The organism is Proteiniclasticum aestuarii (assembly GCF_017368455.1).
Lineage (GTDB): Bacteria > Bacillota > Clostridia > Clostridiales > Clostridiaceae > Proteiniclasticum > Proteiniclasticum aestuarii.
Window position 1 is genome coordinate 1 of the sequence record NZ_JAFNJU010000015.1, and the last position, 12,209, is coordinate 12,209.

Below are 12,209 nucleotides of genomic sequence, written 5' to 3' on the forward strand. Positions count from 1 at the left end.
AAGTCTTGGACAGAAAAACGATAAAAAGAAAAAAGAAGATATATGAAGAATTCTCAAGCAATATCACCATACTCGATATGGGTAAACGAACCAACATGTTCAAGCTTCTTAAGAAACTGAGAACAGCCTGATTATCACGGCGTCTATTTTCTAAATATTAACCAACAGTAAATTGACACGGTCCTTATTTTCGTGGTTCTCACCATATCCGCTGGAATTTGATATAATGATTGTACATGAAAAGCAGATGGAGGATCGAAATGAAAAACGCAATCATCACAGGTGCCACAGGTGGAATCGGTATGGAAATCTCGAGAAAACTCTCTTCAATGGGGTACAATCTGGCACTGATCTACGGCAACAACCACCAGCAGGCCGATGCCTTAGTGGAAGAGTTATCTGCACTCACGAGAGTGAAAGCCTACTCTATGGATTTCTCAGGTGGTAACGGATATACCTCCACATTGAAGAGCATTCTCAAGGACTTTGGAGCCTTTGAGGTTCTTGTCCATGGAGCAGGCGTATCCTATCGGGATCTCTTCCATGAAATGACTGAACTGCAGTTTGAAGAGCTTCTCAGCATCAACCTCAAGCCTCTCTACTACGTCACCAGGGAGATCATCCCATGCATGATCGAAGGGGGAAAAGGCAGCATCATCAGTATTTCTTCCATCTGGGGATCCAGACCCGCTTCCATGGAAGTCGCCTACGCCATGACCAAAGGGGCTTTAGAGCAGTTCACCAGAAGTCTTGCTTCTGAACTTTCTCACATGAACATCCGGGTAAACGCCATCGCACCAGGTGGAGTGGATACAAAACTACTGGCAAATCTTAACGACCAGGAAAAAAGGGATTTCATTGATGACATTCCGTTCAAGAGACTGGCCAAGCCGGAAGAAGTGGCTGAACTTGCAGCATTTCTCATCGAAAAAGGCACCTACATCACCGGTCAGGTGCTCACCATGGACGGGGGATTCACCCTATAATCAAATAGACTCTCACAATGGCTCAATTCCATTGTGAGAGTCTTTCTTCCGTCTGCATGCAGCTACTGGTCTTTGCGCTTGTACTCCTTGAACCGGATCACAAATGCAACTCCGTTTCCTTCGTTTCTGAGATCATAATCCAGCTCATGTTTTTCCAGAATGTTGCGGATGATGGATAGCCCCAGACCGGAACTTCCATCTTTTCTCTGGCGGGACCTGTCTTTTTTATAGAACTGAACCCAGATGTTTTCCAGCTCCGTCTCATCGATGTGAGCAGGCGTATTGAAAATCTTCAGAATCAGCTCCTGGTGTTCCTCATATAAGGAAATGTTCACTTGTCCCTCCTGATGAAGATCCGTATAAGTCATGGCATTCTTGATGATATTTCTGATGGCTGTACTGAGCTTTTCCAGATCCGCTTCAATATAGTACTGACTTCCGATGCTGAAATTGAAAGACAGCTTCTCGCTCGGATAATCCAGAAATGGAGCCGCGGAGTTGACCAGAACAGTACTCAGATTGAATTCCGTTTTGTTCAGATTGAAGGCATCGGATTCGGTATAGGAAAGCTCAATCATATCTTTCACCAGTTTTTCCATGTTCTTCGACTCATCCAGTATGACGGACAGATATTCGTCTCTGCTTTCTTCACTGATGCCATCAATGAGACCTTCCGTGTAACCCTGAATCAGGGTAATGGGTGTCTTCAGTTCATGGGAGATATCTCTTATGAAGTCCTTCCTCTGGTTCTCCAGTTTCTGGCCCTTCAGCACATCTTCTTCCAGCAGTCTGTTTTTCTCATTCAGTTCGCTTAATGCGGTTTTCAGATTCGCTGCAAGGGTCGAGAGACTTTCTGCCAGCTCTCCGATTTCGTCCTTCTGCGTCCGATCGATCTGGGTGTCAAAATTCAGTCTGGCCAGTTCCTTGGACGAGCTGGTAAGCTTTCGGATGGGTCTGGTCACCGTATGGGAAATCAGAAAAGCAAGGATAACCACCACAATGAACCCGCCGGCGAAGACGTACACGAAGAAATTCTTGATGGTTCTTGCAGATTCATTGATGGGCACCATGGAGCTGATGGAGATGGCGAAGGAATCCGCATCTAGTACATTGATGGAACTGGCGGTGAGAAAATACCGTATGCTCCCATCTGCTCTTTCATATTCTCTGCTGATGATGCTCCTGTTTACAAGAAGCGCATCGACCAGGGTCTTGTCTGTAACGAGATCCCCGAAGAATCGATTGATGATTTCGATGTAATCTCCATCGATTCTGTTTCCACCATAGGCCATGTACTGCAGCGTACCGTTCTGGCCGAAGATGAACAGGCGTGTATTATTGCTGGCTTCAAAGTCATTGATGGACTGAATCAGCGTCTCTCCAGGGGAGAGGGCTCGATTTCTGAAGGACTCTAGATTTTCCGAAAGCGCAGTCTTTTTCGTTCGCGTGTAATAGGTTTCGAAGGAATAGGACATGAAAAGCATGGAGCCCAGAAGCAGGGCTGTAACAAGCAGGACCATGATGAAGGTGAGCTTATTGGAAATCGATCTAAACATGTTCTTTCACCTTGAATCTGTATCCGTAACCCCGAACCGTTTCGATATAGGTGAATACTTCACCCAGCTTTTCGCGAAGTCTCTTTATGCTGGTGTCTATGGTGCGAAGATCTCCTTCGTAATCGTATCCCCAGACCTTTTCAATAATGGTGTCTCTGGAAAGCACGATGTCCTCATTGGACGTGAAGAGCAGAAGGAGCTCGAATTCCTTCTTGCTTAAAGAGAGTTCCTCCTCATCCACAAATACCCGCTGGGATTTTTCGTTCACCCGAAGTCTTCCATAGACATGATCTTTCAGATCGTCCTTTTCGTATTCCAGTCTGGAAAACAGGTTATTGATCTTCAGCACCAGAATTTTCGGGGAGAAGGGTTTTGCGATGAAATCATCCGCACCGATGGAATAGGCTTCCACGAAGTCGTCATCCATGGCCTTTGCGGTGATGATGAACACTCGGGTATCCTTCTTCTTTCTGAGCTCCTTCAGCATGTCGAATCCGTCCATAAAGGGCATCATCACATCCAGAAGAATGAGATCGTAGTCCATCTCCAGAGATTTCTCCAGTCCTTCCTCACCATTTGAGGCCAGGTCGACAGTATACTGCTCTTTCAGGAGATAATCCCTCAGCAGATCTCTTAATCTTTTTTCATCTTCCACAATAAGTATTTTCTTCTCCATTCTACCACCTTGTTTTGTAAGAATTTTTTGCTAAGCAGAAGCTAGATATAGATTCTGTTCTTGTCATCCTTGTCGCCCTTCATGAGAAGAACTTCTTTCACCAGCTCACGGATTGCGGCGTTCATGGCATTGGGTTCCACTCTGGTCAGGCTGATTCTCAGAATCTTTTTGTCCTCCACCTTTGTGAATCCGGTGATGTCTCTGAATCTGTATCCTTTCACCTGTAGCCCCTCAAGAAGGGTTTTCAGCTTGAAGTCTTTGGGGAAATACAAACTTGCAAAAAAGCCGGCTTCAGGAATATGAACAGGGAAGGGGAATCCCTGCAGCGCATTCTTGAAGATCATGATATTCTGCTTCACTTTATCTCTGAGATTCGCCATATCCTTGGAGTAATGATCAGATTTCAGATACTTCAGCAGCACAGCCTGATTGAGCAGCGGTGCACCGCCATTCAGATACGTGATGTTATAGGAAAGTTTCTTGGCTATTCCAGGAGGAGCCACCACGCAGGCGCTTCGAAAGTAGGGACCTATGGTTTTGCTGAAGCTTCTAATGTATAGGGTTCTTTCTGGTGCCAGCGAAAAGAAGGTGGGTCCTTTAGACAATTCATTCAGATAGTCATCTTCAATGATGTGGAAATCATATTTTTCCGCCAGCGCAACAATCTTTTTCATCTGGTCTTCCTTCAGATCCGTGCCGAGAGGGTTGTGGTTTCTGCTGATGGTGAAGAAAAACTGAAATTCCCCGCTCCTGACTTTCTCCTCAAAGCTGTCCAGATCGATACCGTTCTGATTTCTGTCTACGGTGTCATGGGGAATATTCTTGATGTCCATATAGGAGAGGAGAATATTGTAAGTGGGGTCTTCCACCAGAACTTTCTTCTCCAGAATATTTGTGCCTAGAATCAGGTCTATGGCTCCTTGTGCACCTTCTGTTATGAGCACAGATTCCAGACTGATGTCCGGGCTGTGCATCTCCATGAGCAGATGCTCCCTCAGAAGGTTGTATCCCATGGGATAGCTGTAGTTCAGAAGACTTCTGCTCTTGTCTTCAAGAAGCTGATCGTAGATCTTTCTGAGCGATTCCATCGGCAGATTGCGATTACTCGGAACACCCGAATAAAAATCAAAGTCGCTGGTTCCACGTTTCTTGTTTCTGTTGATATAATATCCGCTCTTAGGGGCGGAGAAGACCAGAGACAAGGCTTCCAGCTCATTATACGCTTTGATGACCGTAGAGTTTGAACAGGCGAACTTGATTGCAAGACCACGGATGGAGGGTAGTTTGTCTGTATAGACATCCTTCTCGATCTCGGATCTCAGATAATCCATGATTTCTGTATATTTATAATTCATTTCATCACCCTTTTGTACCATATCAGTTTTCTCTTATTATACCATCATCGAGCCTTTTTATGCTACAGGTGTTCGGTAATGCTGATACAACACCAGCAGATTTTGTGTTATATTATTGTATGTATTATTATAGATTGAGAGTATGTCACGACTGTGACAGGCAGCTTGTAAATCGACGATTGTTCAAAGGAGTGTACCTTAAGTGAAGTTTTATGAAATACTGGTAAAATATTATGATGACATCTTTCCTGAAAACCAGAATACCTACTCTTTTCTGAGAGAAGGACTGGAGCCAGGAGACAAGGTTCTTGATGTGGCCTGCGGCACAGGCAGCTATACGATTCATCTGATCAGAGATGGCATTGCAGCCTGCGGACTGGATCTGGAAGAAGCCATGATCGAAAAAGCAGACAAAAAAGCGGCAAGAGAAGGGGTTTCACCCGATTTTGTCGTATCCGACATGCTGAATATCGAACTGGTCAGTGATGGAGGACTCAGAAGAATCTATATCATCGGAAATTCTCTGGTCCACCTGAAATCCAAGGATGAAGTGAGAGCATTCCTTAAAAGCGCTTATGATCTTCTCTCCGATGAAGGAGATCTCATCATCCAGATCATCAACTACGAGCGGATTCTCTCTCAGGGCATCGACCATCTGCCCACCATACAGGTGCCTGAAAAAGGAATCCAGTTTGAAAGAAATTACAGCTACGATCCTTCATCCAGCACCATAGAGTTCGCCTCCATCCTGAGCACACAGGACGAAAGCCGGGAATCCTCGGTCTATTTACTTCCGCTACTCAAGGACGAGCTGGTGACAGAGCTTACGAAAACAGGATTCAAGGAGATTGAGGTCTACGGAAACTTCAGCAAGGATCCCTTCACCGAAGACTCCGTTCCACTGGTTCTGAAAGCGAAGAAAAATACCTGATGAATGGAGATTCATATTAATGATTGATTACAATAAGACCGTTCTTGAGAACGGAATCACCCTTGTCACAGTGAAGAAGCCCGGAAAACTGTTCTCCCTGAATCTGGCTGTGAAAGTGGGATCTCTTCAGGAAACCCTGGAAGAAAAGGGAATTTCCCATTTCATCGAGCATATGCTCTTCAAAGGGACTGCATTTGATGACAATGTATCCCTGAACAGCAGAATTGAACATCTGGGTGGAGATTTCAATGCCTATACGGACTATATCTCCACTGTTTTCTCCATTTCCGCCTTATCCGAGGAACTGGAGAACAGCCTTGCCCTGCTGCGGGATATGCTTCTCTATCCGAGCTTTGATGGGCATGAACTTGAGAAGGAGAAAGGGGTCATCATTTCTGAGTTGAGAGCCTCCAATGACGATGCGGAAGAGACCACACACAAGAACCTGTATTATAACGCCTACGAGAAGAGTCCTCTGAAATACGATGTCATCGGAAGCGAGGAAACCATCAACTCCTTCACCAGGGACAGACTGGAAGCCTTTCACAAAGCACACTATCTTCCCGAGAATACCATTGTGGTTCTCATCAGCGACAGTGATCATGCAGAAATCAGAAGGCTGGTGGAAACCTGCTTCCATTCCTGGAAAAACGGAAAGGTGAAGCCTCTGAGTCTGAAGTTTGAAAAGAACATTCCAGGCAGACATACCGCCTACAAAGACATGGAACAGTCCACCCTTGGCATCCTGTATTCCTTCTCCATATCAGAAGAAGAGAAGCTTCCTCTGCGCGTGCTGAACTACAAGCTGGGCGTCAGCGGAAACTCCATTCTATTCAGGGAGCTCCGAGAAAACAGAGGGCTGGCCTATGATGTGTATTCTGATCTGGAGCTCACAGAGAAGATGCAGAATCTGCTCATCTACACCCAGGTGCCGGATGAAAGCATCGACGAAGCAGAAGAGCTCATTCTGAAGATTCTTGAGGAGATCAAAGAAGGTGCCTATTTCCATCAGGAAGATCTCCTGATCATGAAGAAAGTCCTGAAAACAAGTATTTACGGAACTTTGGATAATATCCATGACCTCTCTTCCTTCATACTGGATGAGCTGCTCAATGAAGAGGAGCCCATGGCATTTCAGAATGATCTGGACAAACTGGAAAACGTCACACTGGAAGATATCATAGCAGTGAGCAGAAAAGTCTTTGACGGTCCTACAATCTACCGATTAAGGGGGGAAAACGATGAAGACCATCACGATGATCAGTGAGAACAAGAAAAATAAGGATCGGGTCAGCATCTTCGCGGATGATGAATTCCTCATATCCTGCCACAAGGAACTCATCTACAAGAAATCTCTCCGAAAAGGGGACAAAGTGGATCCGGACCTTCTCCTGGAACTTGCAAGAGAAGATGAGTACATGAAAGCCAAGGATGTGGCACTGCGCTCTATCGAACGCAGCCTGAAAACCGTCCATGAAATCGAAAAGAAGCTGAGGGATAAGGAGTACACGGAAGACACCATTCAGCGGGTGATTCAGTTTATGGAGGAATACAGGCTCATCGATGACTATAAGTATGCCGAAACATTCTTCAAGGAGAAACTTCGGACACGAGGGGTGAAAAAAGCCCGATTCGAGTTATCCAATAAAGGAATCCCCAAGGACATCATGGAAAAAGCACTGGACGCGCTGAGCACCTCCTCGGTGGAGGAGGATTCCTGTCTCAATCTTGCAGAGAAGAAATATGCTCAGCTGGTGAAAAGAGAGACAGACCCTTACAAACTGAAAAACAAGCTCTATACGTTCCTCATGGGAAAAGGATATGACTATGAGCTCATCAGCAGCACACTCAGAAAGGTTATGGAAAGCAGCGAGTAGCTGCAGACATTCGAGAATGCAGTCTCAGGAGGCTGCGTTCTTTCTGTTCTTAAGAATAACTGAATTTTCAGTCGAAAAATAGATGTGGATCCCCAGAAGACTTATGATTATAGTAGGATGATTAACACATATTCTTATATTTTGCTGTTAAAATATAACATTCTCTATCTTTAATAAAAATTTAAAAATGATATAATTGATTCTATATTATTATCAACCTGCTTCGTGCATGATAGGAGACATGATAAAATGCTTGATAAAATTTATTTGGGATTGGATGTCGGTTCCACTACAGTAAAAGCTGTAGTCGTGAATAAAAACAGAAAAATCATATACAGCACCTACGAGCGTCATTTTTCAGATATACGCAGTACGGTGGTCAGTGTCATGAAGAAAATCCACGATTCCTTCGGCAACAGGGAAATCCATGTAGCTGTCACTGGCTCTGGAGGACTATCCGTTGCATCCTGGCTGGATATCCGTTTCATACAGGAAGTCATCGCATCCACCAGAGCTGTGGAAACCTTCATTCCTGAGACGGAGGTCGCCATCGAACTGGGTGGAGAGGACGCGAAAATCACCTATTTCGACGGCTCCATCGAGCAGAGAATGAACGGTACCTGTGCAGGAGGCACCGGTGCTTTCATCGATCAGATGGCATCGCTTTTGAAAACAGATGCTTCAGGTGTAAATACTCTGGCACAGGGTTCAAGCTATATCTATCCTATTGCCGCAAGATGCGGCGTATTTGCCAAGACAGATATTCAGCCACTCATCAATGAGGGGGCGAAGAAAGAAGACATTTCCGCTTCCATCTTCCAGGCTGTCGTCAACCAGACCATTGCAGGTCTGGCCTGCGGAAGGCCTATAAAGGGAAAAATCGCTTTTCTTGGGGGCCCGCTGCATTTTCTTCCGGAGCTGAGAAAAAGATTCATAGAAACATTGGAACTGAAGGAAGATGAAATCATCATTCCGGAAAACGCCGAGCTTTATGTGGCTCTTGGCGCTGCGCTGTCCTCTTTTGAAAACTACCCTCACCAGCTGGAAGTACTGATGCATCGTGCAGGAAAACTGAAAGATGTATTCAGCAAGGAAGTGAACAGGCTCGATCCTCTCTTTAAGACACCGGAGGAATTCCAGGCCTTCAAAGAGCGCCACAGCAAGGCAGTGGCACCTCGAAAACCCTTATCCGAATATAAGGGTGATGCCTATCTGGGTATTGATTCCGGTTCCACTACATCAAAGGTGGTGCTTCTGGACAGGGACCTGAATATTCTCTACTCCTATTATGGCAGTAACCAGGGTGATCCACTGCAGCTCATAACAGAAGTCCTCACCGAGCTTCTGGGGTCCCTGCCGGAAGGTGTCCGAATCGCTCAAAGTACTGTGACAGGGTATGGCGAAGGACTTATTAAAGCAGCTCTGGGGATTGATATTGGAGAGATCGAAACCATTGCCCATTATGAAGCCGCCAATTACTTCCTGGAGGGCGTGGACTTCATTCTGGACATCGGCGGACAGGACATGAAGTGCCTGCGCATCAAAGACGGATCCATCGATTCCATCATGCTGAACGAAGCCTGCTCATCAGGCTGCGGTTCCTTCATCGAGAGCTTTTCCAGTTCTCTTGGCTATGAGGTGAAAGACTTCGCAGTTTCCGCCCTGGAAGCCAGAGAACCCGTGGACCTGGGCTCCAGATGCACCGTGTTCATGAACTCCAGAGTCAAGCAGGCCCAGAAGGAAGGAGCATCTGTTTCGGAAATCAGCTCCGGCCTTTCCTATTCCGTCATCAAGAACGCCCTGTTCAAGGTCATCAAAGTGAGAGATCCCAAGGAAATGGGCGAGAAAATCATCGTGCAGGGTGGAACCTTCTACAATGACAGTGTGCTCAGAGCCTTCGAACTCATCTCGGAACGTGAAGCAGTACGTCCTGACATCGCCGGGCTTATGGGTGCTTTCGGCGCGGCAAAAATCGCCCGAGACAGACATGAAGGGAAGGAAACCTCTCTTCTTTCTCTGGAAGAAATCAGAGCGCTGCACCCAAAAACTGAAATGAGACGATGTAGTCTCTGCAACAACCGCTGTCCACTGACCATCAATATTTTCAAGGACGGTGCCGACGAATACATCACGGGAAACCGATGTGAAAGACCGCTGAAGATCCAGAAAAAGGAAGCTCTGCCCAATCTTTATGATTACAAGTATAAGCGAACCTTCGGTTATAAGAGCACTGTGACGGAAGAGAATAGAAGGGGAACCATCGGTATCCCGAGAGTGCTGAATCTTTACGAGAACTATCCGTTCTGGTTCACTTTCTTCGACAGTCTGGACTTCAAAGTGCTTCTGTCTCCGAAGTCTTCCAAGCCTCTGTATGAAAAAGGCATGAGCAGCATCCCATCTGAATCCGTATGCTATCCGGGAAAGCTGGTTCATGGCCATATCGAATATCTGGCGGCAAAAGACGTGGATCTCATCTTCTATCCCTGTCTTCCTTATGAAGAGAAGGAAGATGATCATGCCAACAATCACTTCAACTGCCCAGTGGTCACCTCTTATCCAGAAGTCATCAAGAACAATATGGATGTGCTGGCACTGAATAAAGTGAAGTTTCTCAATCCGTTCCTGAACTTCTATGACAGGAAAAACCTCTACAAGAAGCTCCATGAGGTTCTTTCGAAGCACTACAGCCTCACGCTGTCTGAAGTCAGAGAAGCCGTCAGAAAGGCGTATGATGAAATTGACCGCTATAAATCCGATGTTCAGAAAAAGGGAGAAGAGACCCTCCAGTATATTGCTGAAAATGGAATCAAGGGTATTGTGCTGGCAGGAAGACCCTATCACATCGACCCTGAAATCAACCATGGCATTCCCAATCTCATCACCGAATACGGCATGGCTGTGCTCACTGAAGACTCTGTGGCCCATCTTGGCACCGTGGAGAGACCGCTCCGCGTCATAGACCAGTGGACCTATCACAACAGACTGTATAGAGCCGCCTCCTTTGTGGCGAAGGAAAAGAATCTGGAACTCGTTCAGCTGAACAGCTTCGGATGTGGTCTGGATGCCGTCACCAGCGATCAGGTGGAAGAGATACTCCGTAGTAAAAACAAACTCTTCACACTGCTGAAGATCGATGAAGGAAACAACCTGGGGGCAGCGAGAATCAGAGTCAGAAGCCTTCTCGCAACCATGGGAGAAAGAGAACGGCATCATGTGGAGATCAAGGACACACCCATCACCTATGAGCGTCCGATTTTCACAAAGGAAATGAAGAAGACACACACACTTCTGAGTCCTCAGATGTCGCCGATTCATTTCAGATTTGTGGAAGCTGCTCTGCGCTATTCGGGCTTTAATGTGGTCGTCCTTCCGGATACGGATTTCAAAGCCGTGGATGAAGGCCTTAAATATGTGAACAACGACGCCTGTTATCCCTCCATACTGGTTGTAGGGCAGGTCATCAAGGCACTGAAGAGCGGACAATACGATCCGCAGAACACTTCCTGTCTCATCACGCAGACAGGCGGAGGCTGCAGAGCCACGAACTACGTGGGCTTCCTGCGTAAAGCGCTGAAAGAATCCGGATTCGGTCAGGTGCCCGTGATTCCGCTTTCCGTGCAGAGATTCGAGAAGCATCCCGGCATGGATCTGGATGTGAAAACCCTGAATGGTGCACTTCAGGCGCTTCTCTATGGAGATGTGCTCATGAGAGTGCTCTATCGGGTAAGACCCTATGAAGCCATCAAAGGCTCCGCCAATGCGCTATATGAATCCCTGACGGAGAAGATCATAAAGGATCTTAAGGATCCGACCATCAAATCCTTCAACGACAACATCCGGCTCATCATAAAACAGTTTGATGAACTGGAAACTGTGGACGTGGTCAAACCCAAGGTAGGTCTTGTAGGAGAAATTCTCGTGAAGTTCCATCCCACCGCCAACAACTCTGTGGTCAACGTCATTGAAGAAAACGGTTGTGAAGCCGTGATGCCGGACCTGGTGGATTTCTTCCTCTACTGCTCTTATAACAATGTGGCAAAACGAGAGGATCTGGGCGGAAGCCTTGGAAAAGCCCTGGGCAGCAGAGCTGCCATCGGGATTATCGAAGCCTATAGAAAAACCATGCGTACAGCACTGGAAAAATCAGTGCGATTCCATCCACCCGCACGAATAGAACATCTGGCTGAGATCACGAAGGATGTGGTCCAGATCGGAAATCAGACGGGAGAAGGATGGTTCCTCACCGGAGAAATGCTGGAGCTCATCGAGGAAGGTGTGGAGAATATCATCTGCATGCAGCCCTTCGCCTGTCTACCGAATCACATCACCGGAAAAGGCGTCATCAAGAAGCTGCGTGAAGAGAACAAGGATGTGAACATCACGGCCATCGACTATGATCCTGGTGCCAGCGAAGTGAATCAGCTGAACAGAATCAAGCTGATGATCTCCATCGCTTTCAGGAATCTGGAAAAGAATCAGAGAAATCTGGACCTCAGCGATGAGGAAAAGGCCTTGACAATCATGAATAGACAGATATAATGGAAATATATTTGAAAAGGCGCTGAAAAAGAGGAGTATCCATGAAGACGTGCAAAGAGAGGAAAACCCGCAGGCTGCAAGGTTTTCTCGCGAGACACATGGAGAAGGTAGCTTTTGAGCTTCCAGGCTGAACTGATAGTAAGCTTGGACGGTTTATCCAAATCGTTAACGTATGAGAGCCCATGTCAGTGGGAATAAAGGTGGTACCGCGAGTCTTCGTCCTTTTAGGATGAAGGCTCTTTTTTTATACGGAAAAAGCAGACCGACGCACGCCTTTGAGGTATGAACA

At 46.4% G+C, this 12,209-nt stretch carries 8 protein-coding genes and 1 other annotated feature; of the genes, 5 read left to right on the top strand and 3 right to left on the bottom strand.

Annotation, left to right across the window (positions count from 1 at the left end):
* Positions 1-260 precede the first annotated feature (260 nt).
* Positions 261-986 (top strand): SDR family NAD(P)-dependent oxidoreductase, encoded by a 726-nt coding sequence (locus J3A84_RS14415; RefSeq protein ID WP_207600754.1) that lies wholly within the window; start codon positions 261-263, stop codon positions 984-986.
* Between the two features lie 62 nt (positions 987-1,048).
* On the opposite strand, the gene J3A84_RS14420 is transcribed toward J3A84_RS14415, so the two are convergent.
* Genes J3A84_RS14420 through J3A84_RS14430 form a run of 3 tightly spaced genes read right to left on the bottom strand, consistent with a single transcriptional unit; the run spans position 1,049 to position 4,573 of the window.
* Positions 1,049-2,542: a sensor histidine kinase gene (locus tag J3A84_RS14420; RefSeq protein WP_207600755.1), complete on the bottom strand. Its 1,494-nt coding sequence runs from the start codon at positions 2,540-2,542 to the stop codon at positions 1,049-1,051.
* Positions 2,535-3,218: a response regulator transcription factor gene (locus J3A84_RS14425; RefSeq protein WP_207600756.1), complete on the bottom strand. Its 684-nt coding sequence runs from the start codon at positions 3,216-3,218 to the stop codon at positions 2,535-2,537. Before J3A84_RS14425 ends, J3A84_RS14420 begins: the two co-directional genes overlap by 8 nt.
* Before the next feature lie 41 nt (positions 3,219-3,259).
* Positions 3,260-4,573, bottom strand: a complete 1,314-nt coding sequence (locus tag J3A84_RS14430) for an aminotransferase-like domain-containing protein (RefSeq protein WP_207600757.1) — start codon at positions 4,571-4,573, stop codon at positions 3,260-3,262.
* A gap of 202 nt (positions 4,574-4,775) precedes the next feature.
* Here J3A84_RS14430 and J3A84_RS14435 point away from each other — a divergent pair, with 202 nt between their 5' ends.
* The 4 genes from J3A84_RS14435 to J3A84_RS14450 all read left to right on the top strand — a co-directional run bounded on the left by J3A84_RS14435 (position 4,776) and on the right by J3A84_RS14450 (position 11,920).
* Entirely contained in the window at positions 4,776-5,504 is a 729-nt protein-coding gene (locus J3A84_RS14435) for a methyltransferase domain-containing protein (RefSeq protein WP_207600758.1), read from the top strand.
* Positions 5,505-5,523: 19 nt separating this feature from the next.
* Positions 5,524-6,771: a M16 family metallopeptidase gene (locus J3A84_RS14440; RefSeq protein WP_207600759.1), complete on the top strand. Its 1,248-nt coding sequence runs from the start codon at positions 5,524-5,526 to the stop codon at positions 6,769-6,771.
* Positions 6,746-7,381: a recombination regulator RecX gene (gene recX, locus J3A84_RS14445; RefSeq protein WP_207600760.1), complete on the top strand. Its 636-nt coding sequence runs from the start codon at positions 6,746-6,748 to the stop codon at positions 7,379-7,381. Before J3A84_RS14440 ends, recX begins: the two co-directional genes overlap by 26 nt.
* Before the next feature lie 249 nt (positions 7,382-7,630).
* Positions 7,631-11,920 carry a 2-hydroxyacyl-CoA dehydratase gene (locus J3A84_RS14450; RefSeq protein WP_207600761.1) on the top strand — a complete coding sequence of 1,430 codons (4,290 nt, stop codon included), beginning with the start codon at positions 7,631-7,633 and terminating at the stop codon, positions 11,918-11,920.
* A 13-nt stretch (positions 11,921-11,933) separates the two neighbouring features.
* Positions 11,934-12,147, top strand: a binding site (T-box leader).
* Positions 12,148-12,209: the final 62 nt, after the last annotated feature.